Here is a 25,775-nt window from a genome sequence, read left to right on the forward strand (position 1 = left end):
TGATGAGGGCTGATTAACCTTTATTGAGCAGGCTTAGCTCGGTATTTCTTCCACATCGCTTTTAACGAAGGTCCAATAATGGGCAGGATCAACGTCAGTATCGCAATACCTAAGAATGTCGCTGTAATTGGGCGTGTATACAGGATAGATAAATCACCCTGAGACATCATTAAAGCACGGCGTAAGTTTGATTCTGCCATCGGCCCTAAGATAATCCCGATAACCACAGGAGACATGGAGAAATCAAGCTTAATCATAATGTAAGCGAGTAACCCTGCTCCCATCATCACAAACACATCGATGATGCTATGGTTCACAGAATAAGCACCTACACTACATAATACAAAGATAATTGGTACTAATACGCGACGCGGAACATCCATCACTCGAACGAAGAGTTTCATACATAAGAAACCTAAGATACCGAGGAAAATATTCGCCATCATCAAACCAATAAAGATACTGTTAACTTCAACTGGATTGTCAGTAAAAAGCTGAGGCCCTAACGCCAATCCTTGAACCATAAATGCACCCATGATAATAGCAGTTGCACCATCACCTGGAATACCTAAGGTCATTAAAGGCACCATGGTTCCGCCTGTCACTGAGTTTGCACCGGCTTCTGGTGCAGACACACCTTCTGGTGAACCATGACCAAACTCTTCAGGGTGTTTAGACCAACGTTTTGCTTCGTTATAAGAGATAAATGATGAGATATCTCCGCCCGTACCCGGAATAGCTCCAATCGTTGTACCAATAGCAGAAGAGCGTAAATATGTTGGTAATACGCGTTTAAAATCTGCCCACGTTGGTAATACACGGTGAATACGTGCATTAATTTTTTCGTTTTTCTTCTGCTTACGCTCACGGTACTCTTCTTCGAAGCTAATAAGTCCTTGAGAGAAAGCAAACAGGCCAACCAGGATAGGAATAAATGAAACACCCCCCATTAAATACACAGTATCAAAGGTAAAACGAGGTCCTGATGTCATCGGATCAAGTCCAATGGTTGCGATTGCTAAACCAATTGCCCCGCCCATTAATCCTTTCACAATCGATTGCGATGATACACTGGTAATAATACTTATGCCAAATACAGCGAGTGCAAAATACTCAGCAGCAGAGAAACCCGTCGCTACTTTTGCCAATTGAGGCGCAATAACAATCAGGGCAATCGTACTAAAGATCCCCCCAAACATAGAGCCCATCGTAGATAAACCCAGTGCTCTTCCTGCTTCACCTTTTTTCGCCATTGGATAACCATCCAATACCGTTGCAGCAGAAGCGGGTGTTCCTGGTGTACTTATTAGTATTGCGGTAATTGAGCCACCATATACGGCACCACAATACATCCCCAATAATAATAAGATCCCTGTCATTCCTTGGAAGGAGTAAGTTAACGGGAGAAGCAGTGCGATCCCCATATTCACTGTTAGGCCTGGTAATGCACCGATAATAATACCCGCGAATACCCCCAACAGGATCATCGTTATCGTTTCCAGACTGAAAACGACCATTAAAGCGTCTAGTATTTCCATCTCAAAGCTCCTTTACCGCTTACTCAAAAAAGACGGAGGTTGGCAGAGGTGAATTAAAGATAATGTCAAAGAAGACATAAACGGCGGCAACCATTACGACTGGAATAATAACCAGCGCAATAGGCTTTCTTTCATTCATCAACCACATAATGATTGGGATGAGAAGCAATGACGGAATAATAAAACCAAAAAAATACAAGCCAGTTGCATATAGCAGCATAAAAATGCCTAAGCCATAAGCACGCTTAACCGCAGTCGAACTTAAGTCAACAGATTGGTGAACGTGTTTTACTTTTTGCACAATCACACCTATCCATTGAAAAATCCCCAGTAAAACAAATAAGATGGCTAAACCATAAGGCCAGAAACGCTCTCCTGGTACACCATATTCATCAAACATACTCATATCACGGGAGAGATAGATAATAAGTAGCCCAAAAGCTACTGAAATCGCACCGATGATTGTATTGATTTTAGTCATGTCGGGATCTCCCCGACCCTATCCAGCTTGCGGATAGGGTGGTTTATCATAGAAAGGTTATTTTTTCAGAGTTGCTGAAATTAACTCAGCATACATTTCGTGGTCTTCTTTCATCATTTGGTAAGCATCGTCACCTGTGATGTAAACAGGCATAATACCTTGTTTTTTCAGTGCTTCTTGATATTCAGGTTTTTGAACCACTTCAGAGAATGCACCGACTAACTCTTTCTTCACGTTATCAGGGACATTAGCTGTTGTTGCTAATACAGCCCAAGCACGCATTTTCACGTTAGTGTCTAATTTCAATGCTTCTTTGAAAGTAGGTACGGCTGGGAATAATGGGAAGCGACGCTCATCCATTACACCAAGAACACGTAGAATACCAGCATCAACTTGAGATTTAACTGCACCCGGAGTTGTTAATACGCCATCAAGGTGGTTACCCACTAAAGCTGCGATTGAAGGGCCTGTACCTTCGTTATAAGGGATATGGTTAAATTTAGCCCCCGTGGTACGTTCGATATTAACGCCAGCTAAGTGATAAATAGCACCCATCCCTGAGTTACCCACTTTCAGTTTACCTGGGTTCGCTTTCGCGCCATCGATAAACTCTTGTAACGTGGTGTAAGGTGATTCTGCATTAACAACTAACACCACTGGATCAGCGATAGTTGTTGCGATTGGGGTGAAGTCTTTATAAGTAACTGGTGATTTTCCTTGGTGTGGGAACATCGCAAGTTCAACGGTTGTCATTACTAATTTAGTGCCATCTGGACGCGCATTAGCAACTTCAATCAGACCCGTTAAACCATTACCCGCAGGCTTATTCACAGGAACGAAAATACGTCCAGCCGGCATCACATCTTTTGCAAATTCAATGATAGTACGTGCAGAAGTATCAGTACCACCGCCTGGATTTTTCGGGATGACAACATCAATATTTTTTGTAGGATACGTTAACTGTTGGGCAACTGCGTTCCCCATGCCCAGTGTCATCGTAATCGCCAACGCTGCGAGTAGACTCTTTTTCATAAAACCCTTTCTCCACATTTTTATTGAGTAGCCATTAACTGCTGATAAACAATGTTTTTTCGGTTCCAAGTAAAGGTAACGTGTAGGGTATTGTTTTCAGCAATAATAGCCGGATATGAAAATTCGCCTTCCCCATCGAGTAAATCGAATGGTTCAGACCAAGTACTGCCATTATCGGATGAAAGACTGACAGAGATGGGATAACGACGACTCCAGTTACCTGAATTCGGGTTATACACCAATGCCAGTTGACCATCTGCGAAGGAGACGACATCAATGCCGCTATTATTATTTGGTAATATTGTTGCATAAGCTGGACACCAACTGCGCCCATAATCCGTTGAATCGCTACGATAAATCGTACCGCGCGTACTCCGCATCATGGCATGCACATGCCCAAGCCGGGATTCCCATAGTGTTGGCTGTATCACGCCATCCCATTGAAAAACGCGTTGTAGATCAGTCTCCCATAAGGCATCGTCCTTTAAACCCTGCCAGATTTCATGTTCCGCCTGTTCACCTTTATGATGTTCAATTGGAATATCTACTCGCAACCAGTGTTGACCGTTGTCACTCGAAATATCGACAAACGCATCCCAGAATTGGTCATCCTCAACCGATCCTGGTGCCAACCACTCGCCATTCGACATCACTAACACTTTATTTTTCACAGGACCTCTAGGTGCTACATCACCAGAAACCAATTCACTCGGTAAACTCCAGCTATTTCCGCCATCCTTCGAGATAACGTATTGGGTCGTCCAACTATGTACATCGGGACCCGTTTTATAAAACAGCCAGATATTACCTGTTGATGGGTCAACATGTAAAACTGGATTCCAGTGCGCAACACCCGGATTTTTAACAACAGGCTGAGCGTGTTGCCAATGATCACCCTCTTTCATCACTAGCCAGATAGCGGTATTACCGCTACCTTCTTTATCACCAGCGAAAAAAGCGGTTAACAAACGCTCAGAGTTAGGCACACGCACAATCGTTGAAGCATGGCAGTGATTAAAAAGTGAATGTGCATTATCAAGCACAAACTGGGTTTCCTTCATCACGAAAGGCATATTCCTACTCCTGTGTCCTAAATTAATCTAACGAAAGCCACTTCTTCATATTTTCACCCAATGCAGTCATGCTATTGACGGCAGAAGGGAAAAATGAGTTTTCAAACTGACTGCTGTTACGGGAACGGCAGACCAGTGTGCTGAAGTTACCAATCAGGCGCTGATGATATTTAGCGCACGCTGGATAATCCAGTGTTTCGGTCATCGCTGCTGTTGATAAATAATCTGCTAACACCGCAGCCTGCTCTGGTTTATCTTTCCAATTCTCATAAAGCCAAACATAAAGCTCTGGATGGAAGTTTGCCATAACACCGCTATATGCCTGACATCCAGCTTGGAATGAAGCTAATAGCGTTTGACTGTTAGCGTTTGCAAGATGCAAACGAGTTCCTTTTGATAATGCCAAACGACGTTCTATCATCGGAAGAGAACAGCACGTATCTTTGATAAAGGTAAAGCGATTACTTTGTGCACACCACTCTACAATCTCTTCAGATAACAAGCGTTTGTAAGGATAAGGGCATTCATAGATACCCAAATCAATCTCTTTTGGTACCACATTGGTTAAGACTTGCAGTGTTTCCATCGCTTTATCATCTGACTCCCCGACTAGAGCCAAGCGATTACTGATCATAATGACGCCATCGACGCCAGTACCCGCCATTGCCTGCAATTGTTCTTTTTGTTGACTTAATGCGGTTGCAGTATGACCAGAAGCAACTACAGGTACTCTTCCATCTGCTTTTTCAACGATAAAACGGGTAAGTGCTTGAGTTTCCTCATCACTTAAATAAAACATTTCGCTTGATTGGCAGGCGGCAAATAGTCCATGTACACCAGAATCGATATACCAGTCTACAAGGCGCTCTAATGACGCCCAATCAATCTCCCCTTTGGCATCAAAAGGGGTTAGCATAACAGGCCAAACACCGACGTATTTTTGCTGACTCATCATCAATTCCTTACAGTAAGTTAATGGCATCGCCTGCCACTTTCACTTGGATACCTTGAGTCAGTGCTTGAGCAACGAATGCTTTTAGCACAAACGCCAATTTATCTTCATCAACATAAGCCACAGTAATGTGGTTACTTTGATGTCCCGCCATAAGGTCATCACGAGTTACGCCATCTAACGTACAGTTCAATAATGGCCATTCGTAGTTAGTTGCTCTACGGCGACGTTCAAATTCTGCTTCAGGTAATTCTACCGCCACACCTGTACCGATATGCATAATCACATCAGTACCTTCATAGTGTGCACGGCTCCATAACAAGCGTCCTGCCTTGCCTTGACCAGCGATAGTTGAACCCCCTTTAGGGAAGAACATCGGAGGCTGGCGATAACCTGTTGCACCTTTTAGGCCACCTTTGAGGTGTTCAAAAGGAACAGAGCCTGAAATTTCCATATCCCAGTAGAATGTTCCTTCATACTCACTACCCCAACGAATATCATGTAGTGTGGTTTCAGCCGGTAATCCTAATGATGTTAATAAACGCCATAACATCGTTTGAGGAATAGCCGTACCCATATCCACTTCGTTAATACAAGGAATTGGCGTGTTAGGACAGATAATCTCGCCGTTTTCATCTGGTAGTGGGAAACGCGCGGTCGAACCAATCGCACCTTCAGCAAAGTCAGACGCAGGGCAACAATCTTTTAAACCCTGCTGATATTGCACACCCACCGCAGTTAAACCAAAACGTTTTACGAAACGCGCCATTGCAATCATCATGGCGCACTGCTCCATCACTTGTTCACGAGTGAGTTCAGTTTTGTCATCTTGACCAAACATAAACGTCATCCCGTTATCTTCGTACCACTGTAAACATGCCTCTCTTAATTCTGTCGGTACTTTCGCCATTTCGACCAGTAACGCAGACTGAGAAAGGGATTCAATTGGCATACCAATATTGATCATTGCCTGTTGTGGGAAGACCCCGTTAATCATTCCCATACAGAATGTATCGAACAAACCGATTATTTCTTTATTTTTAATTATATATTCACCGACTTTACGCCCCACTTCGCCGGCTTCTGACGCCATTACCCTGTGTGTTGGCGCAATATCTGTAAGATAGCTAAGCTTATGATTTACATAACCATATTTTAACCAAGTTGCTAAGCCATCTACAAAGAATTCATCATCAAACTCTTCTGACCATAAACGTGAATAATTTTTACCTAAACTGGTCATCGTACCCGCTAAACACAACATGCCCACCAGACCCGGCCATGTACCATCAAAGTTAGCCAGCAGTAAAATAGGGCCACGATGGTGTGCTAAAGAAGAGGCAATATGGTGTGAATATTGCCATGCGGTTAATAACACGATAACAGGAGCATCAGGATCGATTGCAGCAAACATATCGCAACCTTCACGCTGACTGCTGATAAAGCCATGACCGCGAGCTTCATTGATCTCATGAGCACGCTTCATTTTGTAACCTTGAGCTTCTAATGCTGTGGCCAGTTTATCTTCAAATTTTTTCTGTACAGGCCAGCACGTTACGTTTGCAGGCTCACGTAAGTCTGCGTTGGTGACCATCAGGATCTCTTTAGAACCTGCTGTAATGGTCGTTGGTAATTTTGGTAGATTTAAGTTCAACATAAGGTATCCCTGGTAAGGTAAACTCGGTTCATAATCGGAAAAATTAGTGGTCAACAATCTGACATCATTTCGTTATAACGCTGCTGATCTTGATACATCTGCAAATAAACTTGATATTTGGCCTGATGGAAGGCAAACGTGTCGCTATCTGGTGCGATAATGCCACCTTCTCGTACCATTGCGCTGGCAGCTTTAGAGAAATCATCAAAGGCTTTACACGCTACGGCACCTAATAATGCAGCCCCTAAATTCACTGCATCTTCTTCTTGTGCTAAATGAATTTCACGACCTGTCGCATTAGCATATTCGCGTAGCCACAATGGATTTTTCGTTGCACCACCACACATCACGATGCGATTAATTTGATGTCCAGCATCTTCAAGTGTGTCGATAATATGGCGTGTGCCATAAGCAATAGATTGCAGTGTTGCAAGATAATAACGAGCCAATGCAACACGACCACTTTCCAACGTTAATCCGCTTACCATACCTTTTGCGGCAGGATTAGCGCGCGGAGAGCGATTACCATGGTGATCAGCTAAAACATGAAACTGTGCGGTTGGATATTGTTCTGTTTCTTCCAATTCAGCGACAGCTTCATTTAATAAGGCGTAGTAATTCACCCCTTTTTCATTCGCTTCTTGTTCTAATTCAGCCCATGACTCATGACGACGAATAGACCACTCGACTAACGCACCAGCAGCACTTTGACCGCCTTCATTTAGCCATAAGTCTGGTAACATCGCGCCAAAATAAGGTCCCCAAACACCGGGCACCATAATGGGATATTGACTTACGATCATATGGCAGTTAGACGTACCACTGATAATTGCCAAACTACCTTCAGGTTGTGATGCCGTTAATGCTAAACCACCTGCATGTGCGTCAATAATGCCTGAAGCAACAATGACCCCCGTGTGCAAGCCAAACGCATTGGCAACCGACTCATCTAAACAACCCGCTTGTTCACCTAACGCAAGGATGGTTTGTGGTACTTTTTCTAATAATTCATCCAAACCTACATCGGCTAACAAGCTCTCACTAAATTGTCCCTGATGTGCTAAATAGTTCCATTTACAGGTTAATGTACAGGTACTTGCTACATCCCCTGATGTTGCTTTCCAAACTAAAAAGTCAGCTAAATCAAAGAATCGCCATACGTTTTGATAACGCTCTGGATAATGATTTTTTAACCAGAGAATTTTTGGCAACTCCATTTCAATACTCACTTCACCACCGACATATCGCAGTGAAGGATCATTGGTCAGATTAATGGTAACCGTTTCTTGTACAGCACGGTGATCCATCCACATGATGATATCTTGTTCCGCTTTGCCGCTCGGTGAAACAGAAAGCCCTTTGCCATCCTTATCCACAGCAACTAAAGAACAAGTGGCATCAAAGCCAATAGATTTCACATGGATAGGATCAATAGCAGATAACGCCACCGACTCTTTTACAGTCGTGCAAACCTGCTGCCAAATATCGGTAGACGATTGCTCAACGAAATCCGTTTTTGGGCGGAATTGAGCAATAGGGCGGACAGAAAAGCCCAAACGCTTTCCATTGCTATCGAATACCGCTGCACGGACACTGGCTGAGCCAACATCAACGCCAATAAAATATTGTTGTTCCATGCGAACCCTCATCATTTGCTAACGCTATGCTAATTTTTGCTACTTCGAGTTAGCAAGTTAATTCGAGCATGCTGAAAAAACAATCACAATAAGATTAGTTTGTGATGCAGATCTACATAGATAATTTAATATCATGATTTTATTGATAATTTATTTATTTGGCTTTATGCGTTATTGAGATGACGTACTGAATCGATTATGTTCGTTATGAAGCTAACGAACATTTAATTAATAAGGTAAGTAAAAACACTTATAAAAATAGCAATATTTCGACAATAAATACCCTTTTATAAAAAGATATCTCTCTAATAATAGGAGATATTATTCAAAAAATAATAAAATAAACAAAAACAATAATATTCCTATTGCTATAACGCTCTATTACTTTACTTTTAATAAGTTAATTTAAATTTATATATTCTTTTTTGGAGCATTTAATTATGTTGAAAAATATTGCTATTAGTCTTTCTCTACTGCTTATTTCCTCTTCTACCTTTGCAGCGACATTAGCTGAAAAAGAATTACAACAAAAATTCGAGGAGAATATTCAATCTCGTGTTGTCGATTTAAATAAAAGCTGTGATGCCAATATAAAAGTCATGTTTGATTGGTCTGCATTTACTGCTGATGATTTAAAAACAACAGGTGTTGATAGTTATTGTAGCGAAGGATTAAAAGGCGTAATTAATACTTGTGAGAGCTCAAAAATAGCACAAGAAACGGTAAAAGAAAAAATACAGAATATTACCTGCTCTAAAGCAACACCACGTAGTATTGAGCTAAAAGAAGGCACGCTGAATTTTGGTATTGATTTCAATGCTGCAAACGATGCAAAAGCAGTTCAAGAACATTTAATGAATAATCTTTAATTTTTGCCAATAAAAAACAGCAGTATTTTACTGCTGTTTTTATTACTATTTATCGATTAAATAACAGATTGAATTAATTTTTTTGAATAATCCTGCGTGACTTTACCTAGGTTATTTATCTCACACAATTCAATATTTTTACCTTGTAAAAAGAACATCACTTTATCGCAGAAATAAGCCACAGTTTGAATATCATGACTAATAAAAAGATAAGAGAGTGTAAATTCTTCTTTTAACTGTTTTAATAAATCTAATATTTGAACTTGAGTGGGAATATCTAAAGAGCTAAGCGCTTCATCTAATACAATAAGTTTTGGATAAGATGCTAATGCACGACATAAACATACCCGTTGAGCCTGCCCTCCAGAAAGTTCAAATATATAACGTGTATAGCAGCTTTTAGGTAATTCTACTTTATCTAAAAAAGCAAAAATAAGTGTTTTCAGTGCTTGAGTGCTAATACTTGGATTAATGATTTTAATCGGCTCAGCAATAATTTCGCCTACCGTTAATGTTGGATTAACAGAAGTCATATAATCTTGAAAAACGATACTAATTATACCTTGGCGATGAAGTCGTTTTGTAACGGGCTTATTATTTAAAAAGATAGCACCACTATCAGGTAACTCTAATCCACAAATTAAACGCGCTAATGTACTTTTACCACTGCCACTTTCACCCACTAAACCAAAAGCTTCACTCGAATTAATATTAAAAGAGAGTGAGTCGATAACCTTCACTTTTTCACCAAATAGTGTGTTATTTTTTTGAGTATAGTACTTACTAATATTCTCAACGCTTAATAACATAAACCCTCTTTTATTTGGATAATATTAATCTATTTTTTATTAATCAATTGTTCGAAACGTAATGAAAGCTGTCGGCGTGCATTAATTAAATAACGCGTATATTCTTGTGTTGGATGCGATAAAACGGTTATTTTCTCACCGCATTCAACCATTTTTCCTTTTTGCATCACTAATATATCGTCAGCAATTTCATTGACTATCCCTAAGTCATGAGAAATAAAAATCAGTGTTGAATGATGAGTTGTGACGACATGCTGGAGTAGTTTTAAAATATCTTGGCGAAGAGGTGCATCAAGCGCTGTTGTCGGTTCATCTGCAATTAATAACGTCGGTGATAAGGCAAGTGCAATCGCAATCATCACACGTTGTAATTGTCCACCACTTAATTGATGAGGAAATGCTTGCATAATAGATTGAAACTGATGAGGAAATACATGAGATAATGCCAACTCAGTTTCTTCTATGGCTTGCTTTTTAGAATAGGAAAAATGGTAGATTAAAGTTTGGCAAAATTGCTTTCCTATTCTCATTAGAGGATCAAAGGCACTCATGCCATTTTGCACAATCACACCTAAAGATGTCCCCAATAAAGCTCGACGTTGAGAAAGCGCCTCATGACTAATTTTCTTTCCATTCAAGAAAATCTCCCCTGACATGACTAATTGTTCAGGTAGTAATCCCATAATAGCTTTACTAATCAGACTCTTGCCACTCCCACTTTCGCCTACAATCGCTAATGTACGCCCTTGCTTTATCGAGAAAGAGATATCATCAATCAGTTTTTTTCCGCTTTCTTGATGAGTAATAGAAACGTGCTCAAGCGTCAGTAAGTTGTTCATGCTTTTCTCCTACTGACTGACGATTATCCGGATCAAACACATCACGTAAGAAATCACCCCAAAAATTAAATGCAGTGACAACAAGGGTAATTGCAATGCCTGCGGGTAACATTTGCTCTGGGTGTAATACCATGACATTTTTTGCTTCACTAAGCATATTTCCCCATTCTGGCGTTGGTGGTTGTACACCTAACCCTAAAAAGGAGAGCGCCGAGATCATTAAAACAACACTACCAATATCCGTTGATGCTAAGACAATAGTTTCAGCAAAGGTGACGGGTAATAAATGACGTCGTAAAATATGACTAGAAGGTGCACCAATCACCTGTGCATATGCAATGTAATTACGATGGGAATATTGGCGAACAACGCCTCTGATCATTCTGGCATACCATGCCCATTTCACTAAAATAACGGCAATTAAGATATTACCAATACCCGGCCCCATTATTCCCACTAACGCTAAGATCATAATTTCTGCTGGGAATGACAAAACCACATCACATAGTCGCATAATCAAGGTATCTGTCTTGCCATGAAAAAATCCGGCTAACATTCCCATTAACCAACCAATCATTAATGTCACACTCATGGCTAATAAGGCATAAAATACCGTCGTTCTTACACCAAACAATAACCTTGAAAAGATACAGCGCCCTAAATTATCCGTACCCAGCGGGTAATCAAAGCTTATAGGCTTAAATTTCAAACGTATTGAGGTTAATGTGGGATCATGCGGAGCTAACCAAGGGGCGAATATTCCTGCAATAACCACAATCATAATCACCAATAAACACAGTTGCGCACTTTTATCTTTTCCGAGTCGTTGCCAAAAAATCCGCCACATCATTATCTCCTTAGCCTTGGATCTGCCATCATTTGAATGACGTCCATCAGAAAATTAAAAAAGAGAAATAACAGTGACATCAATAAAATATAAGCTTGTATCATCGGATAATCACGACCAAATATAGCGCTGATACATAGTCGCCCTATTCCCGGCCAAGCAAAAATATTCTCAATCACCACCGTACCAGCAATAAGCTTTGGAATACTCATCCCTAAAGCCGTTAAACTGGAATACAGCGAATTACGTAAAATATGGCGACGCAAAATAAGATTATCAGGTAATCCACGCGCTTTGGCATAAAAGACATAAGGCTGATGCCATTGATTTAACATCGCACCGCGTAATAACCGTAAATAAGTGCCGATATACCCTAAAGAGAGCGCCAGAGCAGGCAAAATAACAGACTGAGGCGATAGCATCCCGCTGACAGGCAACCAATCCAAATAAACAGCGACTCCCCAAATTAATAGCAATCCTAACCAATAATTAGGAATAGCCGTTAAAATAAACACAATGAAACGGATGCATTTATCCGTAAAACTTTGAGGTTTAGCCACACACCATAATGCTAAAGGGAGTGTCAGAATAATCGTAAAGAATAGCGCGGTTGAAGCTAGCCAAAGTGTTGGAGGTAACGCCCTTAACATCTCTTGAATAACAGGGGTTCTTGTAAGAAAAGAGGTACCAAAATCGAGTTGCAAACCCGCCATTAACCACAAAAAGTAACGCGTAAAAAAAGGCTTATCTAACCCTAATTCATGGCGCATGCCTTCAATGGCTTCGGGTGTGGGGACTATTTCATTGACGCGTAGCGCGACTTCCGCAGGATCAGACGGAGCTAATTCCAACAGAATAAAGGCAATAAATGAAATGATCAGTGCCAGTGGGAAGATAGCCAGCACTCTCCAGAATATATAACGTAGCATAAGATTTGATCAGTGAAGCACGTTGATATTACGTGCCTCACTTATTTTGGTTAATCTCATTGATGCATTAATTAAGGCTTAAAGCGCATCTTTTCAAACGGTATTTCATATTGAGATGGATTAAAGCCCACATTTTCTAATTCACTACGATGGATAGCCTTAGTACGTGAATAGGTTAACGGAATATAGACCGCTTGCTCGGCTAATGACGTAAACAAGTTTTTATAGAGTTCCTGACGGCGCGCTTCATTAGGTGTAATTAATAACTCGCCAATCATTGCATCCAATTGGACTTTATTTGCCAACCCTTTTTGCCCTTGATAATCTGCGTGAGCTGGTATTCTAAATGATGAAACAAAAGAAGCGGGATCGTAAGGCGTTCCCCATGACAGTGAATATTGTAAATCAAAATCACCATTTTTTTGTCTATCTAAATAGGCTTGTTTCTCTTCACCTAAAATCGTTAAACCGACACCAATCTTTTTAAAATCATCTTGAATAAGTTCAGCTATCTCTTTCTCAACGGCATTATTCACATTATAAGAGAGCAATAGCTGTAATTTCTCACCTTGTTTCTCACGAATAGCTTTACCTTTTGGTAATACCCAGCCTTCGGCTTCTAATAGTTCAATCGCTTTTGTTGGTTGATAAGCATAAGTTGGAGAATCAAAATCACAGTAAGGCACACTGCGCGCCATTAAAGTATCAGCGATTTTTTCGCTACCCGCTAAAATACCTTGTGCAATCCCTTCTTTATCAACCGCATATTGTAATGCTTGGCGGACTTTTTGGCTGGATGTCATTGCGCGACTACTATTGAGCACAATTGCGCGAGAAGCGATCGGTGCGCTCATTTCAGTTTTGAATTTATCTGACGCCATAAGAGCTTCAAATGAATCCATATCTAACATGTCGCCATCTGCACCAAAAATAAGCTGAATATCCCCTTTTTGTAGAGAAAGTAACATGGTTTGTCTATCGGGGATCACTCGCCACATCACGCCATTTAATACCGGCTTCTCTCCCCAATAATTTGGGTTAACTTTAAACTCAGCATATTGGTCTTTTTTATGCTCAGTTAATACCCAAGGCCCTGTACCAATATAGTTCGCAACACCCGTTTTTGTTTTGCCATTAATAAAAGAATTTGGCGAAATAAAGCGGAATGGGCGAGTTAAACCTAATTCGGTTAATGTTGGGTAGTAAGGGTTTTTTAGATTTAATTTAACTGTGAATTCATCAACAATTTCAACACTATCAATCTGACGAACTAACTCTAACCACGCATGTCGTTCATAGTTGTCTAGCACAGCTTCAATATTTAATTTTACTGCTTTAGCATTAAAAGGTTCACCATCGCTAAAAGTCACATCATGACGTAAAAAGAAGGTGTAGCTCTTTCCATCAGGAGAAATATCCCAACGCTCCGCTAAATAAGGTGCAACACCTTTTTCGGTATTTAATACAAGGGATTCAAATACCATGTTTTGAGCTGCCATCTCACCAGAGTAGAGATGCGGGTTAATATCACGAATGTCTTTTGTGCTGGCATAATCCAACATATTATTACTTTTATCTGCTAACGCAGGAAAAGCACATGCAAGTGTTAATAATAGTGTTCGGAACACTGAAAATAAGGGCTTCACGTTATTCTCCTTTAATTATCTATTCTTTGTTTTTGTGCGTGGATCATAAACATCGGTGTGGAGCCATAATTAATCTTTTCTTCTTCGTTCCACACAAAATCACCAATGCGAGTATCTATCATATATCGACTAAAACCGACTTCTAACAGGGTATTAATATCCCATTGTGGGCGTTTAATTTGACTTAATGGTAATTGGCGGGCAATTCGTTCCATCTCTTTGGTATCTGTATTGACGTAGTGATCTTCAACTTGTTTTTCAATTGAACGCTCTCTATCTGCCACAAAACCTTGCCAGTAATTTTCATCAAAAAGATGTAAATACCAATTAGCATCAAAATTAATCAAACTACCGCCTGGTTTTAATACACGAAACCACTCCGAATACGCTTTTTGAGGCGCTTTTAAATTCCATGTCACGTTGCGACTAACCACTAAATCGAATTGTTCACTGGCAAAAGGCAGTTGGTGTACATCACCGCGAATAAATTGAATATTTGCCTGATGCGTTTGCGCATTTTGTTTGGCTTCCAGCAACATGCCCTCAGTTGCATCAATTGCCGTGACATCATGACCTGATAACGCTAATAAAATGGCAAAAAAACCCGGACCCGTACCAATATCAAGCACTTTTAAGGTTTCACCTTCTTTGATATGCCCCAATAACAGATGACGCCATTTCTGTTGTTTCTCGCTCAGCAATTCCTGTTGATTAGACTCACTATAACTTTCAGCTCTGATATTCCAGTAGCGAGTTACATCATTAAGTAATTGGTTATTATTTATTTTATTTGTCATCAGAAACCTGCTGTTATATCAACGTAAAAAGAGGAATAAATTCCCCTAAAAGCGAATGATTTGGCTATTTTTTAGTGTAGGTAACATACCTTGTAACGCCTTGATGCTCTATGTGCTATATCAATATTCGCCAGTACTCAATAAGAGAGATCGGCCAATTTGCGATCTTTATCTTTAACATAAACGCGCATCCTAATGGGAGTGAAGATAAATAAGCAAATGAATTATTTCCCCTGTTAAAATAGAGAAATAAATTGAGCGGATTTAGAAATGAAATTTAATTTTGTCTGATATTAAAAAAGTGAGCGCTTTAATTTCACCTTTTTTATAAAACCGTTATAGTCAATAATATTGTTATCTTAAATTGCTTTCTTTAACCACATATAGCCGTCACATAAGGCTCTCTAAAATATGAATCGAATCTCACGATTAACGGCTGATATTACCCGTGCCGATTTTGCCTTAACGCACCAACAGCAATTACTTCAATTGCTAACTCAACACTTTCCGACTAAGTATCGTTCTCTATTTGCGACGCCAGAGAAAAAGTCGGATGACGTGATTGAGTGGTATTCGCCTGTTTCTGGTAATCCTGTCGCCTTAACGTCGCTACAAGGGCAAGAACAGCAAGAAATAAGACGTATTTTAGATGAACGCCTTAACGATATTAAAACGCAAACGGCGCTATTAGCATCGCAAAATAGAATTACGGATGAAGAGCGCCATCTTTTAGATACAGCATCGACGCTACCTGATAGCGAAAGTGTCTATATTATTAATGGGCAACCCGTTATTACATGGTGGCCACGCACAACACCATTGCCGCCACCTATTGCACAAGTCACCGCAGGCGCAAGTGCGGCGGCGGCGGGTGCCGCGCTTGCTGATGTACCCGCCAAAACACGCAATCGCTGGCTACGTTGGCTATTACTCTTCTTATTCTTGCTATTTTTAATTTTATTGGCGTCTTGGTTAAAAGGCTGTTTTGATCCGAAAGCGGTTCCTCCTGTGGTTGAAGAGAAACCTGCCGCTGTCATACCGCCAAAACCAGAGCCTGTTCCTGAGCCAGAGCCAATCCCTGAACCCGTTCCAGAACCTATACCAGAGCCTATTCCTGAGCCTGTACCAGAACCTGCACCAGTGCCCAAGCCTGTGCCAGTGAAAAAACTCACTCCATTAGAAGCTTGTGTACAAGATGAATTGAAAAAAGCGGGTGTGACCGAGAAAGCCGCAAATACAACCTGTGAAAATCGCTTAGCCAGTAAAATTAAACAAATGTGCCCCGCAGATCGCCCAGCGGAACTTGCACCTCAAGTGATCCTTATCTTTGATGCCTCTGGTTCTATGGCGCTGAGCATGAATTTAACGGAGAGTGATTTAGACTATATCGCTTCAACTGGACAACTTTTCCCAGGTTATGATGCCGAACCTCGACGGATCACAACCGCAAGAAACGCAGCAATAAAAATCATTAATAACATTCCGTCAGATATGAAAATTACCACCGTTGTGGCATCTGACTGTGGTGTTGTGAAATCAAGCCCTGCTTATGGTGGTAATGAGAGATCAAAATTACTCAGTTACATTAAACGTATTGAGCCCGATAGTGGCACACCATTAGCCGAGTCTATCAAACGTGCAGGTAATTTAATTAAAGGCAATAATCGTGACACCATTATTGTGTTGTTATCAGACGGTTTAGAGTCTTGCGATCAAGACCCTTGTGCCGCAGCCAGAACCTTAAAACGCGCTCACCCTCGCGCCGTCATTAATGTGGTGGATATTTTAGGTACTGGTGCAGGTAACTGTGTGGCAAATGCCACTGGCGGTAAAGTCTTCACGGCGCGTAATGCGAATGAAGTCAGTTTAATGACTCGAAAAGCGATTGAAGATTATATTCCAAAGAACTGTAAATAATGATTGATTACTGTTTCTAATATTTAACTCACCCTCTTTGGTTTCACATTGAGGGTGAATTTTTTCACGTATTACGTGTATTTTATTATTATATTGAAGTTCACAAGCTCTATATCTTATCTATTTAAGAGCATTCCTTAATTAGGTATTTTTTTCCTTTTTTTATTTCCTCATTATTCAGAATAAACCTATTTTGTGATTATTATCACAACAGTTAGATGATCATTAATAGTTTATTCTTTTATATTTTGTCTTTTTTTTCTTCTATTTCATTATTTTTTAATGTAAAACTCAATATCTCGGTGATTTAATCCATATATTTAAGAAAATATAGCGCAACCTGTAACATCATTATTTAATTATCATAATCGTTATCTTAATATTCCCTCTTTCACTCAAGAAAAATAAAAAAGCCTTTAATAATAATCAGTTAATTAACCCTAAATAATCCGCTAGATAGACACCCAATTTCTGATAATATAAAATGTATATCAATTTTATATCTTTATTTTTAGCCTTAAAGCCTATTTACGGATAAGCCAACTTACCCATAGATAATCTTGCCTAGCGGAATGATCGTCGTGAATAAAGCATTCTTACGAAGTGGTAAATTAGAAAATTACCTCCCTATGGGAGAAAATGGACAGGCTGTTTATATCTCGGCACTGCAGCTACGTGAAACTCTACGTTTAAGAGGAAAGGCACATATTTCTCAATGTCTTGCTATTCCTCAGCCAAATGAAACAGGCGAGCGTATTGACTGGTATTCACCGATTGACGGCTCTGTTATTCCTTGGTCTGCGGCTTCAGAAGAAGAGCGCACTGCCGCTTATGCTCTACTGAAAAAGAATCAAGATGATTTAATCGCCTTTAGTGAACAAGAGCAGCAAAGAGCTGGAAATAAAGAAAGCCAGCTTTTTGGCGCCCTGCTCAGTAAAACTATCCAATTTCCTGACGAAAACCATATTTTTATTGTTGATGGACAACCGATTATTACCTTTTGGGGGTTTGTCAGCGCCAATCAGCAACTTAGAGTTGACCCTGTTGCTTGCTTAAAGCCAGCGGTTGCGCCAATCGCACCAACATTAACAGCGGTTCCACCAGCACAAGAAAATGTCATCATTACTGACACTAAGCGTCCTTGGTGGCGTTTCTTATGGTGGCTGTTACCTTTATTATTACTTCTACTCGCTATTTTCTTCTTAAGAGGCTGCTTTTCAACGCCAGCATTACCTACGGTCGATATTAAAACGCCAGATATTGAAGCGCCTAAATTGCCAGATCCTACGCTTGAAAAACCGAAAGTCCCCACAGTGGTAACTAACGGTCACAGCGTCGGTGTGCCAACAGGCACTGTTCACACTGGAACATTAGGCACTGTAGATGCTAATGGAAATGTGATTAATGGCACTGACGGTAACGGTGCAGTGGTTGATCCTCAAATAGACAATAACCAAGGTGCCTTACCTGAAGGAACATTGCCAGAAGATGCGCAACAACCGAATGTACCACCCGTTGATCCTGCGGCACAAAATGAGCAACCGAAAACAGATAACAACCCAAATACAGGGAATGAGAGCAACACGCCTAACCCTCCTGTTGATCCCAATGCTCCACCCGATGTTACACCGCCTACGACAGTTGATAACACAACACCTCTGACCATTCCTGCGAATGCATTAGCGAATGGCTCAACCCAATTCCTAAATGGTCAATGGAAAGCAGGGGCGGGAATTCAAGATCAAAAAACAGGTAAGCCACTGAGCCTAAATTACCAACTCGATAATGGCAAAGGACAAGTCGTAATGACTCGCAGTGATGGCGTGACCTGCAAAGCACCTGTCAACGCAGCCGTTAATCAAGGCGGATTAAATATTAATAACCAAGGTCAGGCTCTGTGTAGTGATGGCTCAAACTATTTGATGCCAAACATTATTTGCCAGCCAGGAAGCCAAAATATTGCTGATTGCCAAGGAAAATATGAGAACAGTCAGCCATTCCCATTATCAATGAAGCGGGAGAATAACTAATTCATGTTAGCGCCACTGACCGATTATAAAGATAAAATTACCCTTATCCGAGACAGTAATATTCAGTTTCTGGATTTCGGTTTTAAGCTACCACAGCGCAAAGAGTACGGTGAGTTTGTTAAAAAAGGCGAAAACGGCCCGTTAATGCGACTCATCTATAATGAACGAGATGATAACTATCTTTATCCTGCACCTAAAAATCAGCCTCAAACACCGAGAGAAGCTGAATTTAGTTTCTCCCTTGATGAGTCATTAACGCTATTAAATGACACATGGTTGCCAGTGCCATTTTTCCGTTTTAATCCGCCACGCGCATTCTCTCAAGGCCCTGATAACTGGGTAAGAATGATGTTCCATCAACTGCCAGAGCCCGATGAAGATGGACATACACACCGTGTTGTTGTGGCATTTGATACCCGTATTGAGCCTAATCGCGCCAATACCGCTTATCTTGCACCAAACGAAGAAGATGTCCGCTCTGGTGTTGCTTTTGCTCTGGCCTATTTAGGCTATGAAGTTGAGAACTTCCTTGAAACACCATGGATTGATGGTTGGTTAAAGGAAGTCTTTAGCGAAAGAGCGCTGGCTGTAACCAAAATGTACCATGATGAACTCGAAGAGGCGCTCAAAGAGTTTCAACATCAGGCTCATTATCTCAATTTACTCAATATATTAGGTGAGAAACTCCGCTTACCTGAAATCAAAATTAACGAAACCAAACCGCAAGAACCCGCAATTGAAGTTGATCTTATTCTTGATGTAGGTAACTCACGTACTTGTGGGATATTAATTGAAGATCATATCAATGATAACAAAGGGTTGACGCAACTCTATGAAATGACACTGCGTGATTTAAGCCACCCTTATCAAATCTATAATGAGCCATTTGAAAGCCGTGTTGAGTTTGCGCAAGCTGAATTTGGTAAACAAGATTTTTCAGTTAATAGTGGTCGTAATAATGCCTTTATGTGGCCCACCATTGGTCGCGTTGGCCCAGAAGCCAATCGCATGGCAGCGCAACGCTTAGGTACTGAAGGTTCAACAGGTATTTCAAGCCCTAAACGCTATTTATGGGATGATTCGCCTTATTCGCCGGGTTGGCGCTTTAGTCGCTCTTTTGGTCAAACAGACAGAGAGCCACTGGCGACTGCTGTGCCGATGACTTATCTTCTAAACGATCACGGTGAACCGTTATTCCGTTTAGAGCCTGATGATCGCATGCCAGTATTTACGCCAAACTATACTCGCAGTTCATTAATGACCATGATGTTAACCGAAGTGTTGGCGCAGGCATTAACACAAATGAACAGCCCAGCTCAACGCCTTAAAATGAGTCACGCAAGTGCGCCTCGTCAATTGCGCAATATCATTTTGACTATTCCACCTGCGATGCCAAAACCAGAGCGCGCTATTTTTGAGACATGCATGGAAAACGCATTAGGGCTAATTTGGAAAGCCATGAATTGGGACCCGACTGACGAAAAACTGCGTTTTGACGGTAAAGACGAACAATGTCGTATACCGATGCCAAACATCCATGTGAAATGGGATGAAGCCACTTGTGGTCAGTTAGTTTATCTCTACAACGAAACACAAATTAAATTTGGTGAGCGTACTGAAGCCTTTTTTGCCAGCCAAGTGCGTGAAGATAACCGCGCATTAACGGGTGATAGTACATTAAAGATTGCTTCAATTGATATTGGTGGCGGAACAACCGATCTAGTTATTACACGCTATAAATTGGATACGGGTACAGGTAGCAACGTCAAAATTATTCCAACACAGTTATTCCGTGAAGGATTCAAAATTGCAGGTGATGATATTTTATTAGATATCATCCAAATTTGTGTGTTGCCTGCATTACGCACAGCATTAACGGATGCGGGTATTTCTGATGCTGATGCTCTGATGTCTTCTCTTTTTGGCAGTGAAGGTTTAGATGCAGGGCAACAAGTGTTACGCCAACAGCTTACCCTACAAATCTTTAATCCGATTGGGTTAAAGATTTTAAGCCAATACGAAAACTACGATCCCTTAGTTCCTCATGAAGGCATTAACAGTACTTTTGGTGAATTACTTAACGTTCTACCGACAGAACATGTACGTCGTTATATTGATGACGCAACCAATAAAGAGCTCGGTGGTGGAGAAAGTTTCTCCATTTTAAATGTGCCTGTACAAATTAACTTTGCGCAATTGCACGCTGAATTTATTTCAGGTGAACGTATTAATATCACACGTAGTTTAAAAGCACTGTGTGAAGTACTTTATTACTACTCCTGTGATGTTTTACTGCTGACAGGTCGCCCTTCTCGTTTACCGGGAATTCAAGCGCTATTAAAAGTATTACAGCCTGTATCGCCTTCTCGTATTCTGCCATTACACGGCTACAAAACAGGGGGTTGGTATCCATTCAACAAAAAAGGCCGTATTGACGATCCAAAATCAACAGCGGCAGTCGGTGCAATGTTGTGTTTAATGGCTGAAAATGCACGTTTACTCAACTTCTACTTCTCGACAGGTAACTTTAAAACTTACTCAACAGTACGTTATTTAGGGATGTTGGATAACAACAACACTATTTCCGATAATGACGTTTACTATCGTGATATTCAGGATAAATTTGAGCCTGATCCTGATACCTATTTTGAAGTCAGAGGCGGAATACGCTTAGGTTTCCGTCAATTGGATAATGCCCGTTGGCCTGCGTCTCCACTTTATACCTTACGCATTAAAAATCCGAAATTGGCACAGCAACTTAGCCAAGAAGACAGCGTATTGCATATCAAGTTGGGAGAAGAAAGAGGTGCCTCCGGCCATAATGATGACAATAAATCTGAAAAATTACGTATTGAAGAGATGGAGCTTATTAATGGCAAAGGTGGCGTTAATAAGAACGGTTTAAGCTTCAAACTCAATACGTTAGCAGATAGTGGTATTGGTGAAACATCCTATTGGCTGGATAGCGGGAGTGTATTAGGTAAATGAATATGATGGATGAAAAACAGTTAACAGCCAAATGGGATGCCATTTATCAAGGCGCAGGTAAAGCCATTGATTGGGTAACGGCCGTAAGAGGTAATGCACCTCGTTTAAATACCGAAGCCGATAGCCTTATCTATCGTCTGCGCCGTAGCCGTAATATGGCGAAAAATCTCAGTTTAGCGACACAACGACCAATGTCTGTGGGCTTTTTTGGTCTGTCTCAGGCAGGAAAATCGTACCTGATTTCAGCACTTGCCGCAGGACAAGAAGGCCGATTAAGAACGAGCATGTCAGGTAAAACCCTTGATTTTATCGACCACATCAACCCACCAGGTGGCGGTAAAGAAGCCACAGGCTTAGTGACTCGCTTTAGTCGCAATGCTACAAAAGGTACTCAAGAGTTTCCTGTCGAGCTACATCTTTTCAGCGAAATTGAGATTGTTAAAATTCTCGCCAATGCTTATCTGTATGACTTTAATCAGGAAAAAATTGAATTTGAATTAGATGATGAGAAAATTTCTCGTTTAATCAAATCATTAAGCACACAATGCAGTGCGACACCTGTTGCTGGTATTACTCATGATGATGTTGTTTCATTATGGGATTATCTGCAACGCCATGCGGAAAAAAGCCAGAAAAAACTGGCGACAACCTATTGGCCTAAAGCGATCGAATTAGCGCCTTATCTCGGCATTGCGCAACGCGCTAAACTCTTTTCTGTGTTATGGGGCGATATTGCAGAGCTGACATCTGCTTATCAACGTTTTAGCACCACACTTGCTTCTTTAGGTAATGCATCTCTTGTTTTGGCTCCGCTCTCTTCTTTAGTCAAAGAGCAAGATGGCGTATTAGTACAAGCAGACAGTATTATGAATGTGGATATGTTAGAGCGTCTCAATACTGCCAATGATAGCCAGATCAGTATTTGTCCTGTTCATGGTGATCGTATTGATGCCCCTGTCACATTGTCATTAGCCGAATTAACTGCACTGACGGTTGAATTAGTCGTCCCATTATTAGATGCACCGAGTAAGGCTCTATTTGAACACGTTGAACTACTCGATTTTCCGGGCTATCGCGGTCGCTTAGGTGTTGAAACCATGGCGGATGTACGTCGTCAGGTTAACGATGACAGCGCTAACCCACTCGCTCAGCTTATCTTACGGGGCAAAGTTGCCTATCTGTTTGAACGTTATACCGATAACCAAGAGATGAATGTGCTGGTGGTATGTACCGCATCAAACAAGCAATCAGACGTAAAAGAAGTCGGTGCAGTTCTCACAGAGTGGATCAATAACACGCAAGGTAAAGATGCACAAACCCGCGCTAAACGCCCTTCTGGTTTAATTTGGGCAATGACCATGTTTGATATGCGTATTACCAACTCTTTAACCCTGAATGAAGCGTTATTACGCCAATCATGGGGTAAAGGTGGCATGATCAAAATGGCCATGTTAGAGCGCTTTGGTCAATATGAATGGATGTCATCAGATTGGATCAATGGTGAAGCCTTCAATAACACCTTCTTAGTGCGTAAACCGGGTGTACCTACCCCATTTATTCAAATCAGTAATGGCAAAGAGACTGTCTTAAACGAGGACAGTGTTTCACAGTTACATCTGATGAAAAAAACCTTTGCTGAAGACGAAACTGTCCAACGCTATATTCGTGAGCCAGACCAAGCATGGGATGCTATGTTGTCGCTTAACGATGGCGGCATGCAACTCCTTGCCGACTACCTTGAAACCGTTGCGTTAAAATCACTGAAACTTGAACGTATTAGTGAGCAATTGCAAGAAATTCAACGTGATTTAATCGGTCATCATCTTGAAAAATGGTATCAATCAGGTGGTGAAGAAGAGCTCCAAGTCAAACGCCGTAATGCAGCCACTATTTTACGCTTTATGCAAAGTCGCCCTTATTTGCAAGGTGCTTTACTGGATTACCTGCTGCCTTCTCGCAAATCACTCTACGATCTGTATATGCAGGAAAAAGAGGTTATCGATACGCTTTCAGATAACAAAAAAGCGACTCAAGCGCCAGTTTCTGCCTTTGCAGCTATAGAGCAACCGACTTTTGATCTCTTTAGCGATGCCCCGATTTCTCTAGAGCCTGAAGAAGATGAAGCCCCTAAAGGTCACGGCAATGAGGTTACCTATCCTAAAAAAGTGATGGCATTATGGATAAATCATCTGCGTAGCCTGCCTGATAACAGTACCTTGTTAACCTATTTAGGCATTGACCAAGAAATTATGGTGTTGCTAGTTGATGAGCTTATCACGGCTATTAATCGCCTAGGTGTTGAACAACGCATGTTGAAAACCCTTGCAGGGACAGAAGCCATTGCCCGTCGTGATGACTTAGCCGAACAGCAGTCATCCCGTGTTTATAATGTACTGGGTGATTTTATTACTTGGTTTAATTTCAAAGATAACGGTGTTGAGAAGCCAGATAGCAAAATCAATGTCGGTCATAAAATCTTTGAAAAACCCGATAACACTAGCGTGCAATGGGGTGATGATGAGCGCTTAGTTCGCTTACCTACCAACCCTGTTAACTACACCCTTTTATTTGTAATTGATTGGCTTATCGCTTTATCAGCGATTATTACTGAGAATGCGGGGCATTCTGCGGGAAGAGAGATCAGTGCTGAACAAAACGCACTATTAGGCCAAATAATTCAAACTATGAAATCATCCGTCGTGGAGTCATAATTCGTGTTTAATCCAGAATTAAAACCCGTACAACCTGCTCGTCCCGGCTTTGCGGTATTAAGTATTCGTAATTGGGAAGGTGACGCTTCCCCTGTTTATTTAAGCATTCAGCGTAACCAAGATCGCTATTTCTTAAATGATAAAGGGGAATGGGTAGGCAATGCCTTTTTCCACCAGCTTTCACTTGAAGATGCTGATGACGGTTATCAAATCGTTCTTGATAAAACGTTGGTTGATCCCCTCGTTAGCAACTTACAAATGGCGTATCAATTTACGTTGAAAGACGATAATGAAACACAAGATATCGGGCGATTACGTATTCGTGATGGCGTATTAGCCTCGCAAGCGCAAGGTCAAAGTGAAGCATTAAAATCAACAGCAACATTAGATAATCAGCCTGTTCCACCTGCTCCTATTGTTGAAGAAGCGCTACAGGAGCCAGAGCCAGAACCTATCAAAATTGGCTCTGAGGAACCAGAGCCAATTATCCCTGAAATCAAAGTAGATGAACCGCCACAGCGCCCAATACCACCCGCGCCGAAAAAATCAAAAATTGGCTTAATTTTAGCCATTATCTTGATTTTAATTTTAGCAGGTGTCTTAACATGGTTCTTCTTACTAAGAGGTAATCCTGCTGGCGAGCCTGCGCCACAGCCGACACCAGAACCCACAACCCCAAGTGTGTGTAGTGTTGAAAATATGAAATCTGGTACTGCATTAGCCTTTGTACAAAGCTGCATACAGAGCCAACCAGATAGCAAAACTATCCTTGCAACGATTGAACAAGCAAAACAGAACAATCAATGTGATGTTGCTCAACGTTTATATGCTTACAAAGCACAATCAGGTGATGTTGATATCGCACTGAATTACGCTCGTGAATACGATCCAGAAACCGCATCAGCACAAGGTTGCTTTAGTGCAGACAAAGAAACGGCCATTTATTGGTACGAAGCGGTTCTAAATCATGACTCACAAAACAGTGACGCAAAAGCGCGTCTTGAAGCTTTGAAAAAATAGGAA

At 41.0% G+C, this 25,775-nt stretch carries 19 protein-coding genes; 6 read left to right on the forward strand and 13 right to left on the reverse strand.

The features are described from left to right. Positions 1-20 precede the first annotated feature (20 nt). Genes ACWPWK_RS09230 through ACWPWK_RS09260 form a run of 7 tightly spaced genes read right to left on the reverse strand, consistent with a single transcriptional unit; the run spans position 21 to position 8,370 of the window. The gene (locus ACWPWK_RS09230; RefSeq protein WP_109373713.1) at positions 21-1,538 is read right to left on the reverse strand and encodes a tripartite tricarboxylate transporter permease; all 1,518 of its coding nucleotides are present in this window, start codon (positions 1,536-1,538) and stop codon (positions 21-23) included. A gap of 19 nt (positions 1,539-1,557) precedes the next feature. Further along, the gene (locus ACWPWK_RS09235; RefSeq protein ID WP_109373714.1) at positions 1,558-2,019 is read right to left on the reverse strand and encodes a tripartite tricarboxylate transporter TctB family protein; all 462 of its coding nucleotides are present in this window, start codon (positions 2,017-2,019) and stop codon (positions 1,558-1,560) included. A 57-nt stretch (positions 2,020-2,076) separates the two neighbouring features. Then, the gene (locus ACWPWK_RS09240) at positions 2,077-3,051 is read right to left on the reverse strand and encodes a tripartite tricarboxylate transporter substrate binding protein (RefSeq protein WP_232797607.1); all 975 of its coding nucleotides are present in this window, start codon (positions 3,049-3,051) and stop codon (positions 2,077-2,079) included. A 20-nt stretch (positions 3,052-3,071) separates the two neighbouring features. Further along, the gene (locus ACWPWK_RS09245) at positions 3,072-4,124 is read right to left on the reverse strand and encodes a sialidase family protein (RefSeq protein ID WP_109373716.1); all 1,053 of its coding nucleotides are present in this window, start codon (positions 4,122-4,124) and stop codon (positions 3,072-3,074) included. 22 nt (positions 4,125-4,146) lie between these two features. Continuing rightward, positions 4,147-5,076, reverse strand: a complete 930-nt coding sequence (locus ACWPWK_RS09250; RefSeq protein ID WP_109373717.1) for a dihydrodipicolinate synthase family protein — start codon at positions 5,074-5,076, stop codon at positions 4,147-4,149. A 10-nt stretch (positions 5,077-5,086) separates the two neighbouring features. Continuing rightward, on the reverse strand, positions 5,087-6,733 hold the full coding sequence (locus tag ACWPWK_RS09255) for a signal transduction protein (protein WP_109373718.1): 1,647 nt from the start codon (positions 6,731-6,733) through the stop codon (positions 5,087-5,089). Between the two features lie 50 nt (positions 6,734-6,783). Continuing rightward, positions 6,784-8,370 (reverse strand): FGGY-family carbohydrate kinase, encoded by a 1,587-nt coding sequence (locus tag ACWPWK_RS09260; protein WP_109373719.1) that lies wholly within the window; start codon positions 8,368-8,370, stop codon positions 6,784-6,786. 440 nt (positions 8,371-8,810) lie between these two features. Here ACWPWK_RS09260 and ACWPWK_RS09265 point away from each other — a divergent pair, with 440 nt between their 5' ends. Next, positions 8,811-9,239, forward strand: coding sequence for a hypothetical protein (locus tag ACWPWK_RS09265; protein WP_109373720.1), 429 nt, complete (start codon positions 8,811-8,813; stop codon positions 9,237-9,239). Positions 9,240-9,295: 56 nt separating this feature from the next. Here the strand turns inward: ACWPWK_RS09265 and ACWPWK_RS09270 are convergent, their stop codons facing one another. The 6 genes from ACWPWK_RS09270 to ACWPWK_RS09295 form a co-directional block, all read right to left on the reverse strand. Beyond that, complete coding sequence (locus ACWPWK_RS09270) at positions 9,296-10,048, reverse strand: ABC transporter ATP-binding protein (protein WP_109373721.1); 753 nt, start codon at positions 10,046-10,048, stop codon at positions 9,296-9,298. Positions 10,049-10,077: 29 nt separating this feature from the next. After that, positions 10,078-10,887 carry an ABC transporter ATP-binding protein gene (locus tag ACWPWK_RS09275; protein WP_109373722.1) on the reverse strand — a complete coding sequence of 270 codons (810 nt, stop codon included), beginning with the start codon at positions 10,885-10,887 and terminating at the stop codon, positions 10,078-10,080. Further along, positions 10,865-11,734, reverse strand: coding sequence for a nickel/cobalt ABC transporter permease (gene opp1C, locus ACWPWK_RS09280; protein ID WP_109373723.1), 870 nt, complete (start codon positions 11,732-11,734; stop codon positions 10,865-10,867). The genes ACWPWK_RS09275 and opp1C overlap by 23 nt, the downstream gene beginning before the upstream one ends. Positions 11,735-11,736: 2 nt before the next feature. After that, the gene (gene opp1B, locus ACWPWK_RS09285) at positions 11,737-12,663 is read right to left on the reverse strand and encodes a nickel/cobalt ABC transporter permease (RefSeq protein ID WP_109373724.1); all 927 of its coding nucleotides are present in this window, start codon (positions 12,661-12,663) and stop codon (positions 11,737-11,739) included. 71 nt (positions 12,664-12,734) lie between these two features. Then, positions 12,735-14,309 (reverse strand): nickel ABC transporter substrate-binding protein, encoded by a 1,575-nt coding sequence (gene nikA, locus ACWPWK_RS09290; RefSeq protein WP_109373725.1) that lies wholly within the window; start codon positions 14,307-14,309, stop codon positions 12,735-12,737. Positions 14,310-14,320: 11 nt separating this feature from the next. Continuing rightward, positions 14,321-15,106, reverse strand: coding sequence for a class I SAM-dependent methyltransferase (locus ACWPWK_RS09295; RefSeq protein ID WP_109373726.1), 786 nt, complete (start codon positions 15,104-15,106; stop codon positions 14,321-14,323). 411 nt (positions 15,107-15,517) lie between these two features. On the opposite strand from ACWPWK_RS09295, the gene ACWPWK_RS09300 reads away from it, so the two are divergent. From ACWPWK_RS09300 to ACWPWK_RS09320, 5 genes are all read left to right on the forward strand, one after another. Further along, entirely contained in the window at positions 15,518-17,023 is a 1,506-nt protein-coding gene (locus ACWPWK_RS09300; protein ID WP_109373727.1) for a vWA domain-containing protein, read from the forward strand. 629 nt (positions 17,024-17,652) lie between these two features. Continuing rightward, positions 17,653-19,053, forward strand: a complete 1,401-nt coding sequence (locus ACWPWK_RS09305) for an SrfA family protein (RefSeq protein ID WP_432277970.1) — start codon at positions 17,653-17,655, stop codon at positions 19,051-19,053. A gap of 3 nt (positions 19,054-19,056) precedes the next feature. Continuing rightward, positions 19,057-22,041 carry a virulence factor SrfB gene (locus tag ACWPWK_RS09310; protein ID WP_109373729.1) on the forward strand — a complete coding sequence of 995 codons (2,985 nt, stop codon included), beginning with the start codon at positions 19,057-19,059 and terminating at the stop codon, positions 22,039-22,041. Positions 22,042-22,043: 2 nt separating this feature from the next. Beyond that, positions 22,044-24,752: a putative virulence factor gene (locus ACWPWK_RS09315; RefSeq protein WP_244185072.1), complete on the forward strand. Its 2,709-nt coding sequence runs from the start codon at positions 22,044-22,046 to the stop codon at positions 24,750-24,752. Positions 24,753-24,755: 3 nt separating this feature from the next. After that, positions 24,756-25,772 carry a hypothetical protein gene (locus tag ACWPWK_RS09320; RefSeq protein ID WP_109373731.1) on the forward strand — a complete coding sequence of 339 codons (1,017 nt, stop codon included), beginning with the start codon at positions 24,756-24,758 and terminating at the stop codon, positions 25,770-25,772. Positions 25,773-25,775: the final 3 nt, after the last annotated feature.

Source organism: Proteus sp. Marseille-Q3619, from assembly GCF_965283115.1.